This window comes from Nocardiopsis aegyptia (genome assembly GCF_013410755.1).
In the GTDB taxonomy this organism is placed as follows: domain Bacteria; phylum Actinomycetota; class Actinomycetes; order Streptosporangiales; family Streptosporangiaceae; genus Nocardiopsis; species Nocardiopsis aegyptia.
The window spans coordinates 1,124,101-1,144,160 of record NZ_JACCFS010000001.1 but is presented as its reverse complement, the minus strand read 5'-3'; the positions used below and the strand labels follow the sequence as shown (position 1 = coordinate 1,144,160).

The window sequence follows — 20,060 nt, the reverse complement described above, 5'->3', positions numbered from 1 at the left end:
TGCGTTCCCGGAGGGGAGCCCGGGCCGGTGCCGGTGCGAGGGGCCGCGGGAAGGGGGTCTGTAGCATGGCCCGGCGGGCACCGGGTGCCGGCCGTACCGGAGGGAGCCAGAATGAGGGCCAACCAGATCCCCACCGAGGAGATCACACGGGAGCCGGCGGCGTTCGCCGACAGGGTGACCGCGGACGGGCGGTTCGACCGGACCGCCGAGCCCGGGCGGTTCCGGCTGGTCATCAACCGGGCCTGCCCCTGGGCGCACCGGGTCGTCATCGTCCGCCGCCTCATGGGTCTGGAGGAGGCGGTCTCCCTGGCCGTCACCGACCCCCGCCAGGAGATCATCGAGGGCGACCCCCACTGGGTGTTCACCGAGGAGACCGGCAGCCCCGGCGACAGGGACCCGGTCCTGGGCATCCACGCCCTGCGCGAGGCCTACCTGGCCCGCGATCCCGGCTACACCGGCGGCGTCAGTGTCCCGGGACTGGTCGACACGGCCGACGGGCACCTGGTCTCCAACGACTACGACCGGCTCTCCCTCGACATGGCCACCGAATGGGGCGGCCTGACGCGAGACGGCGCCCCGGACCTGTACCCGGCGGCGCTGCGCGACGAGATCGAGTCCCTGGGCCGGGAGATCTACCGGGACCTCAACAACGGTGTCTACCGGGCCGGTTTCGCGCCCGACCAGAAGCGCTACGACCGGGCCGTCGCCGGGGTGTTCCGCAGGCTCGACGCCCTGGAGGAACGCCTCGCCACGCGCCGCTACCTCGTCGGTGACGCCGTCACCATCGCCGACATCAGGCTCTTCACCACGCTGGTGCGCTTCGACGCCGTCTACCACGGCCACTTCAAGTGCAACGTCCGCAAGCTCGCCGAGTACCCGGCGCTGTGGGCCTACGCCCGCGACCTGTTCCAGACGCCCGGGTTCGGCGACACGACGCACTTCGACCACATCCGTGTGCACTACTACTACGTCCACACCGCCATCAACCCCACGCGGGTGGTCGCGGTCGGACCCGACCCCCGCCTGTGGCTGACCGCCCACGGGCGCGAGGAACTGGGCGGCGCCCCCTTCGGTGCGGGCACTGCGCCCGGCCCGGTCCCCGAGGACGAGCGCGTCCCCGCCCCGGCCTGACCGACGGCCCACGCCTCCCCGGGTCCGAAATCCCCCGATCGACACACACGGCGATTGACGTGTGTCTCTTCGTGTGCAAACGATGAAGTCGCCCCCCACCTCGGCGCAGACGGCACCAGGTGGTCCGGGGCGCGTCGAAAGCACACGAAAAGCCGCCCAGGAGGTTCCATGAAGCTGTGCCGAGCGATCGCCACGACGTTCGCGGCCGCCGCCGTGACGGTGCTCGTCAGCACCGGTCCCGCCCACGCCGCCACCGGCGAGGTCATCGTCTTCACCACCGAGTTCGAGGAGCTCACCACCTACCAGGACCCCGCGTCCGGTAGCTGCCGGCAGTTGCCGCCCACCGCGCACGTCGTGATCAACCGGACCGACGCCGACGTCTACATCCACGCCGGTCCGGCCTGCTGGGGCCCCGGCGTCACGGTCGCGCCCGACCACGGCTGGCACGCTCCGCCCAGCGGGATGTTCAGCATCTCCGTGGCGTGACTGACATGTCCTGATTCGCTTGAATTCATGGGATTTCATGTGGATGAAGTAGAAGGCTTCTTTTGTAGTGAATTATAGAAGCCTTATCCACGGATCCGTTTTCTGGATTTCGGTCCCATGACCGGGTTCGACCCTTTGACGTTCCCGGTGTGCTGGACGATTCTGAATGCGGTTCGCGAGGAGCCGGTGGAGATATGGCCCCTGGTCGTCTCCACCGGTTTCCCGCGCCGTTTCCGTGCGTCCCTTTCGCTCGCACGGAGAACATCACCGCACTCGACCGGGAAAGGCGTTGTCCAGGATGCTCCACAGCTTCGTGGTCGGTCTGGGCAGGTCCGGGCAAGGACTGCACCTGCCGTCACTGGCCAAGGCGCGCGCGGTGGCTCCGGACCTCGTCGCACCGGGACCCGTGACCGCCTTCGACCCCTTCCTCGGCCCGGAGCCGGTCCCCGGCACCGTCATGGCGCACTCGTTGGAGGAAGCCGTCCGACGCGCTCCGCCGCACCGCTCCGTCGTCCACCTGTGCACCCCGCCCCACCTCCGCTCGGGGATGCTCGACCGCCTGGGCCGGCTCGGGTACCGCAAGATCATCGTGGAGAAGCCTCTGGCCCTGGACCTGGCCGGACTCGCGGCCGTGGCGCGCGTACGGCGCCGCTGGGGGCTGGACCTGACGGTCAGCACCCAGTGGCTGGACAGCGCCCTCACCCGGCGGCTGCGCACCGCGGTGGAGGGACGCGACCACGGGCGGCTGCGCTGTATCCGGGTCGTGCAGAACAAGCCGCGCTTCACCCGCAGCGCCCAGGCCCCGGGACACCCGACCGCCTTCGACGTGGAGGTCCCCCACTCGCTGGCAGTGGCCCTCTCCCTGGCGGGGGGCGCCCGGCTCGTCACCGCCGCCTGGGAGGACATGGCCACCGAGCGGATGCGCCTGCCCCGCCTGGGCCGTGCCAGGCTCCGACTGGACCACCACTCCGGCGTGCGCACCGAGATCGACTCCGACCTGACCTCGCCGGTGCGCGAGCGCCGCATCACCCTGGAGTTCGAGGGAGCCACCCTCACCGGCCACTACCCCTGCGGCGAGACCGACCACACCGCCCAACTGCGCGTGGCCGTCGCCGGGCACGAGACCTCGCGGTCGGTGTTCGCCGACGACGCGCTGCCCGCGTTCTTCGTCAGTGCCTACGCCCGCTACCGCAGGTCCCCCTACGGTCCGGGCACGCTGCCGGTGCAGGTCGACACCGTGCGGCTGCTCACCGAGGCCAAGGACCTGTGCGCCGTGCGGGAATCCGAGACCCGTCCGACCGAGGAGGCGCACAGTGTCCCCAGCATCGGCTGAGTCCGCCGCCGACGCGCCCGCCCACGCACGGAGGCCCTTCCGGCCCGCCCTGGCCGGGATCGGTGACGAGGCCGCCCCGGACCTCGGCGGCCAACTGGCCGCACTGGCACGCCTGCGCTGGCAGCTCCTGGAGCTGCGGACGGTCGGTGGGGTCCCCGTGGCCGGAATGGACGACGGGGCCTTCGCCCGAACGGCGGAGCGCATCCACGCGGCCGGTGTCGGCGTGGTCTGCGTCGCGTCCAAGATCGGCGACTGGTCCCGGCCGGTCACCGGCGACTTCGCCGTCGACGTCCGTGAACTCGACGTCCTGGCCCGGCGCTGCGCCCTCCTCGGCACCCGCCTCGTGCGTGTGATGTCCTACGCCTCGGGCGGCCTGCCCGCCTCCGAGTGGGGGGCACGAGCGCGGACCCGGCTGCGTGAGCTCGCTCTGCGCGCGGAGGACGCCGGGCTGGTACTGGCGCACGAGAACTGTACGGGGTGGGCGGGCGAGGACGCCGAGCGCATGCTCGATCTGGTCACCGGCGTCGACAGTCCGGCGCTGCGACTGCTGCTCGACACCGGCAACGGGGTCGCGCACGGCTACGCCGTGCCGCCGATGCTGCGCTCCCTCATCGACCTCGTCGTGCACGTCCACGTCAAGGACGCGGTGGCCGGACCCGACGGCACGGCGGAGTACGTGCTGCCGGGCGCCGGCCAGGCCGGGGTCGTCGACGTCCTACAGGCACTGGCGGGGCACGGCTACGACGGGGCGCTGTCCATCGAACCGCACATCAGCCTGCGTCCGCACGAGGGCTCCGGCGCCGGGCAGGGCGACGGCACCGGCTTCGAGGCCCACGGTCGCGCGCTGGAACGCCTCCTGGACCAGGTCGGCGCGGAGACGGACACGGCGGTCCCGCACGAAGGAGGGACCGGATGAGCCACGAGCCCGACCACGCGCCCGGCTCCGTGCCCGCCCCCGCGGCCGCGGCGCTCACGCCGGCCGACCACGACCTGTTGCTGCGCCTGCTGCGGCTGCCCACGGCCGGTCCCCTGGAGACCGGCCCGGAAGGACCGCCGCCGCGGTTGCGCGAGGCGCAGCGCGAGTACGCCCGCCACGCGGGCGAGACGGGCTTTCGCACGCTCTTCCACGCCTGCCCCGACCCCGCCGACCTGGAGCGCGCGGACGTCCCCGCTCCCGTGCGCGAGGCACGGAACGCGCCCGGCTTCCTCGCCGACCAGCCCAGTCTCGTCCTGCGGCTGGGGCCCGACCTGCCGACCGAGCGCACGGTGATGTTCAACGTGCATGTGGACACCGTCGCCGGGCAGGAGCCGGTCCGTTTCGACGGCACGTCCTTCCACGGACGCGGGGCCATCGACGCCAAGGGGCCCGCGGTGGCGCTGCTGGCCGGCGTCCGCGCCGCCAGGGCGCTGCGCCCGGCTCTCGGGCGCGAGGTCGGTGTGCTGATCCAGGCCGTGGCGGGAGAGGAAGGCGGGGCCATGGGCGTCCTGGGCACCCGGCCGTTGGTCGAACGCGGCCACACCGGCCGGCTCAACGTCTTCTGCGAGCCCACCGGGCTGCGGTTCCTGCCGCGCAGCACGGCGGCGATGACCGCACGCGTGACCGTCGACGGCACCGGCACCATCGACGACCGCCCCGCGGACGGGCACAACGCCAGCGTGCTCCTGGGGTTCCTCGCCCAGTACCTGGGCCGGGCACTCGACCACGAGGCGTCCCGGGGCGCCGTGTGCGTGGCCGGACTGCGCACGGGCGACCTGCACAACAGGGTCTACGGGAGCGGGGCACTGCTGCTCAACCTCTCCTACACCTCGTCCGCGGCCGGCCGCCTGCTGGAGGCGGCCGTGCACGAGGCCCTGGACCACGGGTTGGACGCGTTCACCAAGGCCTTCGGGGATACCGCGCTGTTCGCCCGCACCGCCGCCGACGCACGCGACATCACTCGGCTGGAGTGGCTCAAACGCGGCCTGCCGGTCCTGGACGACCGCGACTCCTGGGGACACGCGCTCCTGCGCGGTGCCGGGATCCGTCCTTGGCCGACCGACGAACCGGCCTTCACCTGCGACGCCATCTGGATGGCGGACGTCGCCGACGCCTGCACCGTGGTCCTCGGCCCCGGCGACCTGTCGGCCAACAACGCGCACGCCCAGGGCGAGTACGCGCGGGCCGACGAACTCGACGCCTTCGCCGCGGCGGTGACCCGACTGCTGCTCGCCTTCTCCGACGACACGACCGGGTGCCGGTGAAACCGATCCCCGACCGGAGACCCGACGACCGAGGAGAAACGCCCGCCCCGGCCATCCACCACCCCCCCCGACCAAGCGACCGCCCTCGACCAGCCCCGACCACGCGATGGCCCGACCGCCCACGACCACCCCGGCCGCCGCCGCATGCCCGCGACCACCCCCACCGCACCTGCCTGTCGGCTCGCGTACCGAGCCGTCCCCGCTGCCCCCACAGCACCACCGGGCGCAGGCCCGCGCGCCTGCCGTCCCTGCCGTACCGCTGAACGGAGGAGGCCCGTGAACCCGACCGTCCCCACTGCCCCCACAGCACCACCGACCTCGTCACCCCCACCTGAACGGCCGCCGACCGTCCGTGTGCGCCACGACGACCTGCTCGCCTTCACCGCGGCCGTCTTCACCGACCGCGGGCTGGCACCGGACAGGGCGCGTGAGGCCGCCCGGGCCCTGTGCCACGGCGACCTCGCCGGGATGCGCTCACACGGACTCGCCAACCTGACCCGTCTCTATCTCCCCCTGTTCGACGACGGGCGGGTCGACCCGAACGCCCGGCCCCGCACACTGCGCGACCGCGGCGCGGCCCTGCTCCTGGACGCCGATCGGGCCCTGGGCCTGTGGGCCGCGGGCGCGGCCATGGACACGGCCGTCGAGCGCGCCGCCGTGTACGGGATCGGCGTGGTGGCGGTCCGCGGCGCCACACACCTGGGCTGTGCGGGTCACCACGCGCTGCGCGCGGTCGACCAGGGCATGATCGGGCTGGTCGCGAGCAACTGCGGCCGCCAGCGCATCGCCCGTCCCCCCGGCGGCGCTGTGGCGATGCTGGGCACCAATCCGCTCAGCGTCGCGGCGCCGGCCGGGGCCCACCCGCCCTTCCTGCTCGACATGAGCACCACGGCCGCCCCCACCGGCCGCGTCCGCCAGGCGGCCCGCGAGGGGAGCGTGCTGCCCGAAGGACTGCTGCGCGACGACGCGGGCGCGCCGGTCACCGATCCCGGCGCCTTCGACGCCGGCCGGGCGCACCTGATGTGGCTGGGCGGCGAGGCCGGGCAGTACAAGGGGTTCGGCCTCGGCCTCATGGTGGAGGTCCTGGCCGCCCTCGTGCCCGGCGCCGGCATGGGCCCGAGCACCGACGCGCTCTCCGGTGACGGGGGCCCGAGCGGCCGCGACGACGACATCGGCTTCCTCGTGGCGGCCGTCGCTCCGGGAGCACTGCGGGACGGCACCGCGGCCGACGCCGAGGGGCTGTTCGGCGCGCTGCTGGACTGCCCCGCCGTCGACCCGTCCGCTCCGGTGCGCTATCCGGGGTGGCACGAGCACGAGCGGACGCGCGAGTGCCTGCGCTCGGGTGTCCCGCTCGACGCCGACCTGTACGCGGAACTGGCCGGGGTCGCCACGCGCGCCGGCCTGGCCGCGCCCGAGCCCTTGGAGGAGCGATGACGCGCCCGTTGCGAGTCGGGGTCGTGGGCCTCGGCGTGATCTCACGGTTCTATCTGCGAGCACTGGAGGGGTCGTCGACGGCTCGGCTGGTGGCGGTGTGCGACCGCGATCCCGCGGTGCTGGCCGCCCACGCCGGTCCGGTGCCCGGGTACACCGACCACCTGCGGCTGCTGGAGGAGGGCGGGGTGGACGCCGTCGTGGTGACCGCGCCCAACGACGTGCACGCCCGTGTCTGTTCCGACGCCCTGGCCCGCGGGGTGGCCGTGTGCGTGGAGAAGCCGCTCGCCCTGAACGTCGCGGAGGGTGAGGCGCTGTCGGCGCTGGCCCGCGAGCGCGGGGTGCCCCTGTTCACCGCCTTCCACCGCCGCTACAACGCGGAGGTCGCGCGGCTGCGCGCGGCACTGGCCGGCGCCCGGGTCGCGGAGTTGACCGTGCGCTACCTCGAAAGGATCGAGGAGCACGCCGGTACCGACACCTGGTACCTGGACGCGCGCAGGTGCGGCGGCGGATGCGTCGCCGACAACGGACCCAACGCCTTCGACCTCGTCGACCTGTTGCTCGGCCCGGCCGAAGCCGTCTCGGCACGGATCGTCCGCGACGGCGGGGGGACCGACCGGCGGGCCGACATCGCTCTGCGCGCGGGCGGTGCTCGGGCCAGGGTCCTGCTCGACTGGTCCTACGCGGGCGAGCGCAAGGACGTCGAGGCCCGGCTGGCGGACGGTCGGACGCTGACCGCCGACATGCTGGCCGGCCACCCCGGCTTCAAGGACTCCCTCTGGCACGAGTACGACGGGATCATCGACGCGTTCGAGCGGCGTGTCCGGTGCGGATCCGAGGAGGGGGCCGGCGGCCTGGCGGCCCTGCGGCTCGTGGAGGAGGCCTACCGGCTGGAGGAGCCGGTCGCGGAGGAGGTGGTCGGATGAACCCGCACGAGGACGGGGCGAAGCGGGCCGTCACGGCGACCCTGGTCAAGGTGCTCGTGCACCGGCGTACGGAGCGCGGCATGCGGCTCGAACCGTTCGCGAGCCGGTGCGTGCGCGCGGGCGAGGTCCACGAACTGGTCCTCACCGACCACACCGGAACCCGGGAGGGGACGCGTATCGACCGTGTCGGCTTCCTGGGATTCGCCGAGATCACCAGCGCGGGCGTGCTGGACCGGGGCGACGAGCTCTGGGTCGGCGCGCGCCGGGTCGGTGTGCTCCTGGGATTCGACGCCTGCCACTTCCCCAACCACTACAACGTGCTCGTCCACGCCGATCCGGTGCGGACGGGCCGGGATCTGGGGCTGCGTCCGGGCGAGCCGCTGCAGTTCCTGCAGGGCGGGGCCGAGGCCGATCCGCAAGCCGTCGGCCAAGGGTCGGCGGCGACCCTTTGTCCGAATATTTCTTAATTGTTTATCACTGTGAATGGACTTCGTCGTCCGGTTGCAGAAAACAGCAAGAAAATCCTGTGGGCGGCTGTTTTGCGGGCTGAGTGGCAGGTAGTATCTCTATTGCAGACGCCGTCGGAATTCCGATGGCCTCCCACGTAATTCTGCATTCGTCGTAGGTGCCTTTAAAAGGGCTGCCTGAATTCAACAGTTAGGAAATGTGTCATGGCAGTTGGAGTCAAGGAGAACACCCGTCTCGAAGAGCGCTTCCGCCTCTGGGACTCGAACGGCAACGGCGTCATCGAGCGCTCGGACTTCGAGAGCGAGGCCGACGGCATCATCAACGCTCTGGGAGCGCAGGGCAGCGCCGCCGGCACCGAGCTCAAGCGGGCCTACCTGGCCATGTTCGACCACCTGGCCAACGCGGCCGGGACGAACCGGATGGACAAGGCGGAGTTCCTCCGGGTCGCCGAGCAGGAGATCATCAGCAAGGGCGACGCCGGATTCTCCTCGGTCGTGGCCCCGACCATCCAGGCGATCGTCAACGTCCTGGACACCGACAACGACGGCGAGGTCAGCCCGTCGGAGATGGCGAAGTGGTTCGACGCCATCGGCCTCGACCAGAGCGCCGCGGACGAGGCGTTCCGCCAGCTGGACGCCGACGGCAGTGGTCAGCTCTCCGTGTCGGAGCTGGTCGACGCCGTCCGCGACTACCACCTCGGCCGCAACGACATCCCGCTGCTCGGCGCCTGATCCGACGAGCTCCGTGGCGGGGCCGGCCGGTCCGGCCCCGCCACGGTCCACGTGCCCCCGACAGGGGGACGCCGCCTCCGCTGCTCGACACGCACAGGAATGGAACCGTGGAGAGAACACTCCCACCCTCCGAGGAGACCCTGTCCCGCGACGGGTCCGGGGCCGCTCCGGTCCCCTTCTTCACACAGGCCGCCACGTTCGCACGCCTGTGGCCCGAGATCCGCGCCCACTGCACGCGAGTGCTGGACAGGGGCAAGTTCTCCCACGGAGCGGGCGTCGCCGAGTTCGAACGCGCACTCGCGCGCTGGACGGGCGCGTCCCACGTGGTGGGCGTCAACTCCGGTACCGACGCCCTGGTCCTGCTCCTGCGGGCGGCCGGCCTGCGGCCCGGTGACGAGGTCGTGGTGCCCGCCTACACCTTCGTCGCCACGGCCACCTCCGTGGTGCTCGCCGGGGGCGTCCCGGTCTTCGCCGACATCGAGGAGCGCGGATACGGGATCGACCCGCGTTCCGTCGACGCCGTGGCCACGCCCCGCACCCGCATGGTCATGCCTGTGCACCTGTTCGACCGGTTGGCCGACATCAGGGGCGTGCACGAGGTCGCGCGACGGCGCGGACTGACCGTTGTGGAGGACAGCGCGGAGGCCGTCGGCATGCGTCAGGACGGCACGCACGCCGGACTGCTGGGCGCCGGCGGTGTGCTCTCCTTCTTCCCGGCCAAGACCCTGGGCGCCATCGGCGACGCCGGAGCGCTGCTCACCGACGACGACACCGTCGCCGAGACCGCGCGGGCCCTGCGCCACCACGGACGGAGCGGCCGCACGCTGGACCATTTCCCCGGGATCTCCAACCCCACGGTCCACTCCGGCTACAACAGCAAGATGGACGACATCCAGGCCGCCGTCCTGCTCGCCAAACTGGGCCGCCTCGACGACGACATCGCCCGCAGAGCCGAGCTGTCCGCTCGCTACGACGAGCGGTTGCGCGCGGTCCCCGGTGTGCTCGCGGTACCGGGCGACGTGCCGCCCCACCCCGGCGGAAACCGCGTCAGCTACGTCCACCTCATCGAGGTCGAGGAACGCGACGCCCTCGCCTCGCACCTGGGCGCCCGGGGTATCGCGACCGAGGTCTACTACCCCACCCCCCTCCACCTGCAACCCTGCTTCGCCCACCTCGGACACCGGCCCGGGGACTTCCCGCGCGCCGAGGCGGCGTGCGCGGCGGCCCTGGCCCTGCCCCTGCACGCGGACCTGGCCGACGCCGACGTCGACCGGGTGTGCGACGGGATCGAGGACTTCTTCACCGGGAGGCGACGGTGACCGCGGTGACCGCCGAGACCATCCGCTTCTTTCCCCCCGACCTGTTCGAGGACGACCGCGCGGCCCTGCTGGACGCGGTGTACTCGATCGGTACGGGCACCGACCAGAAGTTCATCCTCGGGGAGCGCACCGCGCGCCTGGAACGCGCGCTGCGCGAGGACCTGGGCGCGGCCGACGTCGTCGCCTGCTCCAGCGGGACCTCCGCCCTCACCCTGATCCTGGCGGCGATGGGCGTGGGGCCGGGCGACGAGGTGGTGGTGCCCGCCTTCGGCTGCGCGCCCCTGGCCAGTACGGTCGCCAACCGCGGTGCCCGTCCGGTCTTCGCCGACATCGACCCGCGCACCCTGACCGCGGACCCCGCGGCGGCCGAGGCGCTCATCACCGAGCGGACCAAGGCACTGATGCCCGCGCACATGTTCTCCGTCATGGCGGACATGCCCGCCTTCCGCGCGCTGGCCGACCGCCACGGCCTGCGCCTGGTCGAGGACTCGGCGGTGGCCCAGGGCGGAACGCTCCGCGGCCGTCCCGCCGGCCTGTGGGGCGACGCGGGCGTCTACTCCTTCGTCCAGGTCAAGACGTTCGGAATGCCGGGCGAGGGCGGTGCGGTGGTCACCGGTGACACGTCGCTGGCCGCCGACGTGCGCATGCTGCGCAACCACGGGCAGGACGGAGTCCACCGCTTCCGCCACCACCGCGTCGGCTACAACAGCCGCTTCGACGAGGTCATGGCCGACTTCCAGCTGCGCCGCCTGGCCGGCCTGCCCGGCCGCCTGGCCCGGCGCGCGGAGATCGCCGGCTACTACTCCGACCGTTTCGCGCCCCTGGCCGACCGGGGGATCGTGGCGCCGCCGGTGGGCGGAGACGGGCGCTGCCACTACGTGTACGCGGTCCTGGCCGAGCGGCGCGACGCCCTCGTGGACCACCTGGCCGCCCACGGCGTCGACTCGCACGTGTACTACCCCCGGGCCCTGCCCGAGCAGCCCGCGTTCGTCCCCTACGCCGCCGGCGGCGTCCGCCCCGTCCACGCGGAGTCGGCCGCCCGGCGCAACCTCGCCCTGCCGCTGTACCCGCATCTGAGCGACGCCCAGGTGGAGCACATCGCCGACACCGTGTGCGCGTTCGCCGCCTCCAGGGAGAAGACGCCATGACCGACCAGATCACCCACAGGCCGGACGGTGCGGCACCCGCTCCCACACCCGCTCCCGCCCGCGGTACCGCGGCGGCCTACGCGCGCCTGGCCAAGCTCGACATCTACGACTACTACATCGGCCTTCCGCTGGTGTGGGCGATGCTGGTGCCCGCCGCCCGGTGGGAACCGGGTGCCCTCGGCCTGCTCGCGCTCATCCTCGCGGCGGAGATCGCCGTGGTGGCCGCCATGGTCGCCTTCGACGACGTCACCGGGTACCGGGACGGAAGTGACGCCGCCAACTACGGGTCGGACGCGGCCAGGCGCCGCCTGGCGCGCAAACCCCTGGTCGCGGGAACGCTCACCGAACCGCAGGCGCTGCGCTTCGCCCGGTGGGCGACCGTGGCGAGTGTCGCGCTGTGGGCCCTGGTGGTGGCCGTGGCACCGCACCGGCCGCTGTGGGCCCTGATCCTCGCCGCCGTGTGCGTGGCCGCGTCCATCCAGTACTCCTGGGGACTCAAGATCAGCTACCGGGGGTTCCAGGAGGTCTTCCTGATCGGCCTGGGAATCGGCTGGGTGCTGGTGCCCTACGGCCTGCTCACCGGAGAGGTGACCGGCTTCGTCGTGGTGCAGGCCCTGCTGTTCGGGTTCGGGCCCATGGTCTTCGGGCTCTACTCCAACACCAACGACATCGAGGGCGACCGCGGGGCCGGACGCGTCACCGTCGCCGCCATCGTGCCCCCGCGCCTGAACACGGCGTTCATCATCACCATGACCGCCGTCGAGAGCATGCTGATCCACGGCTCCACCGTGTTGGGCATCGCGCCCTGGTGGTTCCCGATCGCCCTGGTGCCCATCCTGGCCATGCGCCTGACCCAGCTGTGGATCGGCTTCGTGCGCGACGACATCCTGCGCGCCCGCCGCATCGCCATCCACACCCACCGGGTCACGGTGGTCCTGCTGATCAGCGCGAACCTGGTCGCCCCGCTCCTGGCCGGGACCGTCGGGTGAGCCCCGCACCGGACGTGGCGGTGGTCGGGGCGGGTGTGGCCGGACTGGCGGCGGCCCACCACCTGGCCCGCGCCGGGTACTCGGTGCGCGTGCTGGAGGCCGCCGACGCGGTCGGCGGTCGGATGCGCACCCTGCGCTCCGACGGATTCCTGATCGACACCGGGGCGGAGATGCTGCCCTCGGCCCGGGGCTACCCGGCCACCTGGCGGCTGATCCGCGAACTCGGCCTCGACGGCAGCCGGGGAGCCGTACCGCGGGTGCGGGGCGCCCTCTCGGTCTGGCACGCGGGCCGCTCCCGCCCCCGCGCGGGCCGCCCCCTGGGCCTGCTCACCGGTGCCGGCCTGTCGGTACGGGCCAGGGCGGACCTGCTGCGCCTCCTGACCGCCGTGCGGCGCGCCGGACCGGATCCGGACCGTCCCGAACTCTCGCCCCTGGGCGCGGCCACCGTCGCCGACCTGCTCCGCGACTACCACCCGGAGCTGGGCGACCGGCTCATCCGGCCGCTGGCCGCCGGCTTCTTCGGCTGGGACGCCGAGCGCTCGGCCGCCGCGCCGTTCGCCGCGCACCTGGCGGCCTCGGGCAGCACCGGCGACTGGCACACCTACCGCGACGGCATGGACACCCTCGCCCGGGCACTGGCCGACCGGCTCGACGTGCGGACCGGGCACACCGTGACCGCGGTCAACGCCGACCGGGGCGGGGTCCGCCTGGCCTCGCCCCAGGGCGAGGTCACCGCCCGCGCGGCGGTCCTGGCGGTACCCGCCCCGGTGGCGGCCGGACTGTACACCGAGGCGTCCCCGGTCGAGCGCGCCTACCTGCGGGCGTGCGGGTACACGCCCATGCTGCGCCTCAGCCTGGTCCTGGACCGGCCGGCGGCCCCGCGCGGCGTGCGCGGCGGCTTCGCCACCCTCGTCCCCGCCCACGAGGACCCGCTGGTCAACGTGATCACCGTCGACCACAACAAACATCCGGGCCGGGCCCCCGCGGGCCGCGGACTGGTCTCGCTCGTCGCTTCGCCCCAGGGCACCGCGGAGCTCCTCGACATGCCCGACGCGCACGTGGCGCAGCGCCTGCTCGCCCGTGCCGAGCGCCTCGTCCCCGGCCTGTCCGCCCGTGTCCGGAGCGTGCACGTGCACCGGTTCCGGTACGGCCTGCCCGAGGCGACGCCCCGCGCGCTGGCGGCGCGCGCGGCCTTCGCCGACCGCCCGGCCGCACCGGTGGAGTACGCGGGGGACTGGATCGCGCTGCGCCCGTGCAGCGAGGGAGCGGTCTCCTCCGCCGCCCTGGCCGCCGACCGCGTGCTCGGCCACCTGTCCCGGTCCGCGGCCCCCTCCGGACGCGCGGGCGCCCGACCGACTGTTCACGAGGAACGATGACACCCTTCACCAAACCCATCCACCTGGGCACCCTCTTCGACGATCTGGCCGCGCGTGGCCACGGCACCGCCGTGCATCTCAGCCGGCCCATGGACATCGCGCCGGACCTGGGCGGCGACCTGGACGTTCCGCGCCTGGCCGAGTTCGTGGCCGAGGTGGCCGGCTGGCTGGTCGCGGCCGGGGTCGGGCTGGGCGACCGCGTCGCGATCGCCAAGCGCAACCACTGGGACTACGTGGTGCTCTCCTGTGCCGCCGCGCGCGTGGGAGCGGTGCCGGCGTCGCTGTCCGCGCACCTGGACCCCTCCGTCCTGGAAACCCTCCTCAAGCGACTCGAACCGGCGCTGCTGGTCACCGACACCGCGCTGCTGGCGGCGTGCCGGGAGGGCGGGACCGACCTGGCCTCCCTCGCCACCCGGACCCTGGTCGTGGACGGCACGGCGGAGGGCGCGCTGTCCACCGACGACGTGCGCGGAGCCGCCGCTCCGCCGCCGCGCCGCCCGCCCCTGGACGCGCCACTGGCCGTCATGCACACCTCCGGCACCACCGGAGTTCCCAAGCTGGTCGTGCACTCCACCCGGACGATCATGCGGCGCCTGGCCGGCTTCGAGGCGCACCGCTGGCCGCTGTTGGGCAGCCGGCCCGACGACACGGTGGCCGGTGCCGTCTCCTTCGCGCACGGTCGCGCGCTCGCCTGGACCGCGAGCGTGCTCTGGCTGGCCCCCGCCCGGCTCCTGGCGGTCTCGTCCTCGGACTGGGCCGAGGCCGGCCCGTTCCTGGAGCGGCACAGGCCCACCACGTTCGAGGCGCAGCCCGCGACCTACGTGCGCTGGCAGGACCGGACCGGGGGGCCGGGCGGACCGTTCGAGCGGGTGCGGCTCTTCATCAGCACCTTCGACGCCATGCACCCGCCCACCGTGCGCGCCTTCCTCAACGCCACCCGGCGCCGCCACCCCGTCTGGATGCAGGGCTGGGGCCAGAGCGAGACCGGCCCGCTCACGTTCCGCTTCCTGACCCGGCGCGCCATGGCGGCCGAGCGCGGACGCCACCCCACCACACGTGACATCGGCCGTCCGATTCCCACCCGGACGAGTCTGCGGGTGGTCGACCCGCGCACCCTGCGGCCCGTGCCCCGCGGGGACGCGGGCCTGGTGTTCTGTCGCAGCGAGGCCCTGTGCCTGGGCTACGTCGGCGAGGAGGAGCGCTGGCGGTCCAAGTGGGTGGGCCAGTGGTGGAACACCGGCGACCTCGGCGCCCTCACCCGCACCGGAAGCGTGCGGCTCGTGGACCGCGAGGTGGACGCCATTCCCGAGGGCAGCTGCCTGGAGTTGGAGGACGTCGTCGCCGACCGCCTGCCGCAGGTGCTGGAGTGCGTGGTCCTGGGCCGGCCCGGCCTGCCCTCCCTGCCCGTGGCGGTGACCGAGGACGGTGCGCTCGACCTGTCCGCGTGGCGGCGCGCGGTCACCGACCTGCCGCCTCTGGCCGACCCCGTGGTGATGGCGTGGGACGACGTGCCGCGGACCGGCACCGGCAAGGTGCGCCGGTCGGTGCTGCGCGACCGGATCGGCGCGGCACCCGACACCCATGGGACGGGACGATGGACCTGAGGACGGACCGCACCCCCGGTGCCGGGCGACGCCCCGCGCAGCCGGCCGCGCCGCGTGCCGCGGCCGGTCGTGCGCCGTCCGGGGCCGCACCGCCCCTGGCGGGGCAGCGGGCGCGCACACGCGGCGGCTCCCCGGCGCTGCGGATCGCCGTGCAGCGGCTGCGCGCACTGGGCTGTGCCGTCGAGGAGTCCGGTGACCCGCCGCCGCGCGAAGCTCCGACGGGATGGATCGGCCTGACGGGGCCGCCCTTCGCGTCGCACGGCGCCGCGCCCGAGTGCCGGATCTCCTGGTCCGGCCCGGTCGCCGTGCCCCTGCACGGCGAGAGCGACGTCCAGGCGGCCTGCGGGATCGCACACGTGCACGGGCGGGCGGTCGGTGCCCCGCGCACCCTGGGCGTGGACTTCGCCTCCGTGTGCGCCGGGGTGCTCGCCGCCCAGTCGGTCACCGCCGCGGCCCTGGCGCGCGCACGCGGTGGCGCGGCACTGTCGGTGACCACGTCGGTCGCCCAGGCGGCGCTGCTCTCACTGACCCAGTACGTCGCGGCGGCCACCGCCCCCACCACCGACGCCGGACCCGGGGCGGTCGCCCGCCCGGCCCCGAGGCACGGCGCCCGGAGCACTCCGCCGTTCCGTTCGGCCGACGGCGTGCTCTTCGAACTGGAGACGCTCGACGCTGACGCGTGGTGGCGGCTGTGGACCCGCCTGGGCGCCTCCTCGGGCGCGGTGGCCGCCGGGTGGCCCGCGTTCCAGCAGCGCTTCGCCACCGCCACGTGCGCCCTGCCCGCCGCCTTGGGGGACACGGTCGCCGCGCTGGACTTCGCCCACGTGCTCGACGCGGCGCGCGAGACCGGCGTCAGCGCGGTGGCGGTGCGCGGGGCGGACGCACCGGACGGACCCGCGCCGGACTCCCCGTGGCGGCTGCGCGCCCACGGCGGCCCTTCCACCGGGGAGACGCTGCCGCCGCTGGCCCCGGGCGAGCGCGCCCCGCTGGCCGGGCTGCGGGTCGTGGAGGCGACCACCCGGGTGCAGGGACCGCTCGCCGGACACCTGCTCGGCCTGCTCGGCGCCGAGGTGGTCCGCGTCGAACCGCCGGGCGGCGACCCCATGCGGGGCGTCCCGCCGATGGCCGGTCCGTACTCCGCGCGCTTCCTCGCTCTCAACCGCGGCAAGGACGCCGTGGAGGCCGACCTCAAGACCGACCGGGGACGCCGCACCGCCCGCGAACTCATCGCGTCGGCGCACGTGTTCCTGCACAACTGGCCGCCCGGCCGGGCCGACCGGCTCGGCCTGGGCCCCGACGTCCTGGCGGCCGACCACCCGTCGCTGGTCCACGTGCACACCGGAGGGTGGGCCGACGCCCTCCCCGCGCCCCAGCCCCTGGGGACCGACTTCCTGGTGCAGGCGCACAGCGGGGTGGCGGCGCTGGTCAACGGGCCCGGTGGACCCGCGGCGCCCTCGCTGATGACGATCACGGACGTGCTGGGCGGCATCATCGGCGCCGAGGGGGCCGTCGCGGCGCTGCTGGCCCTGGCGCGTACGGGCACGGGTGTACGGAGTGAGACCGCGCTGGTCGACGCCGCCCGCCTGCTGCGCGCCTCGGCCCACCCCCGTGACCCAGCGCCGCCCACGGGCGGTGTCCGGGGGTCCCGCACCGGTGACACCACCGGGAACGGGGACGCCTTCGGGAAAGGCCACGCCGCCGGAAACGGTGACACCACCGGGAACGGGGACGCCGCCGCCCCGCGGCGGCGCGCCGGCGACCGCTCCGCGGGGGCGTCCGTGACGGTCGACCTCGCCGCCATGGCCGCGGACCCGGCCTTCGCGCCCGCGTTCGAGACGGGCGCGGCCGCGGGCACCGCCTTCAGCCGTGCGCCGTGGACCTTCGAGCCGGCCGCGGGCCGACCTGCGAAGGAGGCCTCGTGAAGACACCCGTACCGGCTCCCTGGACCTCGGCCAACGGGGTGGTCCTGGCCGACCGCGTCCCCCGGGCACTGCGCTCGCGCTGGACCGCGCGGGGGGTGTGCCCCGGCCGGGACCTGTACGCGCTGTTCAGCGAGCACGTGCGCGACGCACCCGGCCGCGCGGCGGTGATCGACGCGGCGGGCACCCTCGACTACGCCGGGTTGGACGCGGCGGTGCGCCGCGCCGCGACCGCCCTGTCCGAGGCCGGACGCGGCCGGGCCGACATCATCGGCGTCCTGCTGCCCAACGGACGCGAGGCGGTCGTGGCCGAACTGGCCATCGCCGCGATCGGGGCCGTGGCCCTGCCGATCCCCGACGGCCGGCCCTGGCGCGGCGTCACGGAGCTGCTGGAACGCGCCCGCGCCGCGGCGCTCGTCACCGGTCCCGGCACGGTCGACGGGGGTGCGCGGCGGGAAGCGCTGCCGCCCCGGTGTGAGCTGTGGACCTTCGGCCGCGCCGTCCCCGGAGCCCGCTCCCTGGACGCGCCCGATGCCGCACGGGTGGCGCGCCGGCGTCCCGCGAGCCCCGATCCGGAGGCCCCCGCCCGCATCCTGGTCTCCTCGGGATCGGAGGCCGCGCCCGCGATGGTCGCCTACTCCCACAACGCCATGGCGGGCGGGCGCGGCAACTACGTGGCGGCACTGCACCCGGGCTCCGGTCCGGTACGCAACCTGGTGCTGGTGTCCCTGGCGTCCTCCTTCGGATCGTGCGGCGTTCCGGTGACACTGGCCCGGCACGGCGGCACGCTCGTGGTGCTGCCCCGCTTCGAGGCCGAGGCCGCTCTGGAGGCGGTCGAGCGGCACCGCCCCACCCATCTGACGGGCGTACCCACGATGCTGCGCCGCATGGCCGAACACCCGTCGGCGGGGGACAGGGACCTGTCGTCGCTGCGTGTGGTCGTGGCCAGCGGGGCACCGCTGCTCCAGGAGGTCCGGGACGCCTGTGCCCGGCGCTTCGGCCGACCGGTCGTCAACGTCTACGGCTCGACCGACGGGGTCAACTGCCACACCGGGCGCGACCCCGACCGCTGGACACCGGGACTGGCCGGGCGGCCCGACCCCGACGTGGCGGAGATCAGTGTCCGCGACGACCGGGGCCACCCCGTCCCGGCGGGCCGCACGGGCGAGATCTGGGCCCTGGGCCCGATGAGCCCGCTGTGCTACGTCGCGGCGCCCGAACTCGACGCCGCCCGCCGGGCCCCCGGCGGGTGGGTGCGCACCGGCGACCTGGGCCGGATGGACGAGGACGGGACCCTCTGGGTCCTGGACCGCATCAGGCGCGTGGTCATCCGCGGCGGCGTCAACCTCTCTCCGGCCGAGGTGGAGCGCGGGTTGAGCGCCCACCCCGGTGTCGCCGACGCCCACTGCGTCCCGGTCCGCGACCCCGACCTCGGCGAGCGCCTGTGCGCCTGTGTCGTGCCCAGGAGCGCCGCCGACCCGCCCGACCCGGCCGCCCTGACCGCCTTCCTGCTCCACGAGCGCGGGCTGGACCGCCGAGCACTGCCCGAACGCTTCCTGGTCCTGCCCGAACTCCCGCTCGGCCCCACGGGCAAGGTCTGTACCGCCACCCTGACCCGCATGGCGGCCGCCCGCGCGGGGGCCGAGCCCCAACACCCGCCCCACGCATCCGAGGAGGATCCCGTGCAGTCCACCACCCCCGCGCCCGACGGTCGCGCGGACGCTTCGCGCTACGTCTTCGACAACCACAGCGAGCACGCCTTCGACCAGCACCGGTTCCTGGCCGCGGCCTACGACGCGATGACCACCGAGCGCCTGTCCCAGACCGGCGTCGGACCCGGTTGGAGGTGCCTGGAGGTCGGTGCGGGCGGTGGCAGCGTGGCCACGTGGCTCGCCCGGCGGGTCGGCCCCACCGGACATGTGACGGCCACCGACATCAAGCCGGAACGCATTCCCGCCGTGGCGGGGCTGGAGGTCCTGAGCCACGACATCGTGCGCGACCCGCTGCCCGAGGCGGCGTTCGACCTCATCCACTCCCGGCTGGTCCTGTTGCACCTGCCCGAGCGGATCGCGGTGCTGGACCGCCTGGTGCGCGCGCTCAAACCCGGCGGCGTGCTCCAGCTCGACGAGTTCGACATCACCTACGGACCGGGGCTGCTGATGCCCGACCGTGAGGCGGGCAAGCTCTACGAGACGTTCCTGGAGGCGAAGATCCGGGTGATGGACCGCGCCGGAGCGGACCCGGCCTGGGGGCGCGAGGCCGCCGCGGCCATGGGCCGGGCCGGACTGACCGACGTCGACCCCAGGCCCAGGCTGGAGCTGTGGGACGCCGACTCGCCGGGAGTGCACCTGATCGCCCACCACACCCGGCACCTGCGCGACCAGTTCGTCCGCGAGGGGATGACCGACCAGCAGCTCGCCGACGTCCGCGCGCTGCTCGCCGATCCGGCGTTCAGGGCCAGCTCGTGTGTCATCTACTCCGTGCAGGGCCGCCGTCCCGAGGAGGCGGCGTGAGGGCGCCGCGCGTCGACCTGACGGCGGTGGCCGACGTCTACCCCGCGATGGCGAAGTTCGACGCCGCCGCACGCGAGGGGGTGGATCCCGTGCTCGGCGAGCTGGTGCGCATCCGGGCCTCCCAGATCAACGGCTGCGACTTCTGCCTGGACATGCACACCCGGGCGGCCCGGGACGCGGGAGAGGGACAGGACCGATTGGACGCGCTCGCGGACTGGCGCGGGAGCGCCCTGTTCACCGGGGCGGAGCGCGCCGCGCTGGCACTGACCGAGTCGATGACCCTGATCCCGGGTTCGGGAGTCCCGGGGGACGTCCTCTCCGCGGCCCGGGCGCACTTCGGCGAGGCCGGTCTGGCCGGCCTGGTGTGGGTGATCGCCGCCATCAACACCTGGAACCGCGTGGCGGTCGCCGCCGCGCTGCGCCCGCCCGGCTGACGGTGCCGACG

General features: G+C 74.2%; 17 protein-coding genes. All 17 read left to right on the top strand.

Translation table 11 applies throughout. The annotated features are described in order from the left end of the window. Nucleotides 1-111 precede the first annotated feature (111 nt). The 17 genes from HNR10_RS05245 (at nt 112) to HNR10_RS05165 (ending at nt 20,049) form a co-directional block, all read left to right on the top strand. Complete coding sequence (locus HNR10_RS05245; protein WP_179821286.1) at nt 112-1,131, top strand: glutathione S-transferase family protein; 1,020 nt, start codon at nt 112-114, stop codon at nt 1,129-1,131. A gap of 168 nt (nt 1,132-1,299) precedes the next feature. Continuing rightward, nucleotides 1,300-1,617, top strand: coding sequence for a hypothetical protein (locus HNR10_RS05240; protein ID WP_179821284.1), 318 nt, complete (start codon nt 1,300-1,302; stop codon nt 1,615-1,617). Nucleotides 1,618-1,915: 298 nt separating this feature from the next. Continuing rightward, nucleotides 1,916-2,950 carry a Gfo/Idh/MocA family oxidoreductase gene (locus HNR10_RS05235; RefSeq protein WP_179829544.1) on the top strand — a complete coding sequence of 345 codons (1,035 nt, stop codon included), beginning with the start codon at nt 1,916-1,918 and terminating at the stop codon, nt 2,948-2,950. Beyond that, nucleotides 2,931-3,866, top strand: coding sequence for a sugar phosphate isomerase/epimerase family protein (locus HNR10_RS05230; protein WP_179821282.1), 936 nt, complete (start codon nt 2,931-2,933; stop codon nt 3,864-3,866). The genes HNR10_RS05235 and HNR10_RS05230 overlap by 20 nt, the downstream gene beginning before the upstream one ends. Beyond that, on the top strand, nt 3,863-5,191 hold the full coding sequence (locus tag HNR10_RS05225; protein ID WP_179821280.1) for a M20/M25/M40 family metallo-hydrolase: 1,329 nt from the start codon (nt 3,863-3,865) through the stop codon (nt 5,189-5,191). Before HNR10_RS05230 ends, HNR10_RS05225 begins: the two co-directional genes overlap by 4 nt. Nucleotides 5,192-5,545: 354 nt before the next feature. Then, a complete protein-coding gene (locus HNR10_RS05220) occupies nt 5,546-6,625 on the top strand; it encodes an Ldh family oxidoreductase (protein ID WP_312889126.1) in 1,080 nt (359 codons plus the stop codon). Next, nucleotides 6,622-7,548 (top strand): Gfo/Idh/MocA family protein, encoded by a 927-nt coding sequence (locus HNR10_RS05215; RefSeq protein ID WP_179821277.1) that lies wholly within the window; start codon nt 6,622-6,624, stop codon nt 7,546-7,548. Before HNR10_RS05220 ends, HNR10_RS05215 begins: the two co-directional genes overlap by 4 nt. Next, a complete protein-coding gene (locus HNR10_RS05210) occupies nt 7,545-8,015 on the top strand; it encodes a DUF6917 domain-containing protein (protein WP_179821275.1) in 471 nt (156 codons plus the stop codon). Before HNR10_RS05215 ends, HNR10_RS05210 begins: the two co-directional genes overlap by 4 nt. Nucleotides 8,016-8,219: 204 nt before the next feature. Continuing rightward, on the top strand, nt 8,220-8,747 hold the full coding sequence (locus HNR10_RS05205) for an EF-hand domain-containing protein (protein ID WP_179821273.1): 528 nt from the start codon (nt 8,220-8,222) through the stop codon (nt 8,745-8,747). 107 nt (nt 8,748-8,854) lie between these two features. Further along, nucleotides 8,855-10,066, top strand: coding sequence for a DegT/DnrJ/EryC1/StrS family aminotransferase (locus HNR10_RS05200; RefSeq protein ID WP_312889125.1), 1,212 nt, complete (start codon nt 8,855-8,857; stop codon nt 10,064-10,066). Next, entirely contained in the window at nt 10,063-11,214 is a 1,152-nt protein-coding gene (locus tag HNR10_RS05195) for a DegT/DnrJ/EryC1/StrS family aminotransferase (protein ID WP_179821271.1), read from the top strand. Before HNR10_RS05200 ends, HNR10_RS05195 begins: the two co-directional genes overlap by 4 nt. Beyond that, nucleotides 11,211-12,203, top strand: coding sequence for a UbiA family prenyltransferase (locus HNR10_RS05190; protein ID WP_179821270.1), 993 nt, complete (start codon nt 11,211-11,213; stop codon nt 12,201-12,203). Before HNR10_RS05195 ends, HNR10_RS05190 begins: the two co-directional genes overlap by 4 nt. Beyond that, nucleotides 12,200-13,579: a protoporphyrinogen/coproporphyrinogen oxidase gene (locus tag HNR10_RS05185; RefSeq protein ID WP_179821268.1), complete on the top strand. Its 1,380-nt coding sequence runs from the start codon at nt 12,200-12,202 to the stop codon at nt 13,577-13,579. Before HNR10_RS05190 ends, HNR10_RS05185 begins: the two co-directional genes overlap by 4 nt. Beyond that, nucleotides 13,576-15,183: a class I adenylate-forming enzyme family protein gene (locus tag HNR10_RS05180; RefSeq protein WP_179821267.1), complete on the top strand. Its 1,608-nt coding sequence runs from the start codon at nt 13,576-13,578 to the stop codon at nt 15,181-15,183. Before HNR10_RS05185 ends, HNR10_RS05180 begins: the two co-directional genes overlap by 4 nt. After that, on the top strand, nt 15,174-17,105 hold the full coding sequence (locus HNR10_RS05175; protein WP_179821266.1) for a CoA transferase: 1,932 nt from the start codon (nt 15,174-15,176) through the stop codon (nt 17,103-17,105). Before HNR10_RS05180 ends, HNR10_RS05175 begins: the two co-directional genes overlap by 10 nt. Beyond that, nucleotides 17,102-19,615, top strand: a complete 2,514-nt coding sequence (locus HNR10_RS05170) for an AMP-binding protein (RefSeq protein WP_179821264.1) — start codon at nt 17,102-17,104, stop codon at nt 19,613-19,615. The genes HNR10_RS05175 and HNR10_RS05170 overlap by 4 nt, the downstream gene beginning before the upstream one ends. After that, nucleotides 19,612-20,049 carry a carboxymuconolactone decarboxylase family protein gene (locus HNR10_RS05165; protein ID WP_312889124.1) on the top strand — a complete coding sequence of 146 codons (438 nt, stop codon included), beginning with the start codon at nt 19,612-19,614 and terminating at the stop codon, nt 20,047-20,049. The genes HNR10_RS05170 and HNR10_RS05165 overlap by 4 nt, the downstream gene beginning before the upstream one ends. The last annotated feature ends 11 nt before the right edge of the window (nt 20,050-20,060 follow it).

What these genes read in the sequence shown, in the direction of transcription:
- HNR10_RS05245 (WP_179821286.1), top strand. Translation starts at nt 112, where the DNA reads ATGAGGGCCAACCAGATCCCCACCGAGGAGATCACACGGGAGCCGGCG.
- HNR10_RS05235 (WP_179829544.1), top strand. Translation starts at nt 1,916, where the DNA reads ATGCTCCACAGCTTCGTGGTCGGTCTGGGCAGGTCCGGGCAAGGACTG.
- HNR10_RS05180 (WP_179821267.1), top strand. Translation starts at nt 13,576, where the DNA reads ATGACACCCTTCACCAAACCCATCCACCTGGGCACCCTCTTCGACGAT.
- HNR10_RS05240 (WP_179821284.1), top strand. Translation starts at nt 1,300, where the DNA reads ATGAAGCTGTGCCGAGCGATCGCCACGACGTTCGCGGCCGCCGCCGTG.
- HNR10_RS05210 (WP_179821275.1), top strand. Translation starts at nt 7,545, where the DNA reads ATGAACCCGCACGAGGACGGGGCGAAGCGGGCCGTCACGGCGACCCTG.
- HNR10_RS05225 (WP_179821280.1), top strand. Translation starts at nt 3,863, where the DNA reads ATGAGCCACGAGCCCGACCACGCGCCCGGCTCCGTGCCCGCCCCCGCG.
- HNR10_RS05205 (WP_179821273.1), top strand. Translation starts at nt 8,220, where the DNA reads ATGGCAGTTGGAGTCAAGGAGAACACCCGTCTCGAAGAGCGCTTCCGC.
- HNR10_RS05190 (WP_179821270.1), top strand. Translation starts at nt 11,211, where the DNA reads ATGACCGACCAGATCACCCACAGGCCGGACGGTGCGGCACCCGCTCCC.
- HNR10_RS05215 (WP_179821277.1), top strand. Translation starts at nt 6,622, where the DNA reads ATGACGCGCCCGTTGCGAGTCGGGGTCGTGGGCCTCGGCGTGATCTCA.
- HNR10_RS05175 (WP_179821266.1), top strand. Translation starts at nt 15,174, where the DNA reads ATGGACCTGAGGACGGACCGCACCCCCGGTGCCGGGCGACGCCCCGCG.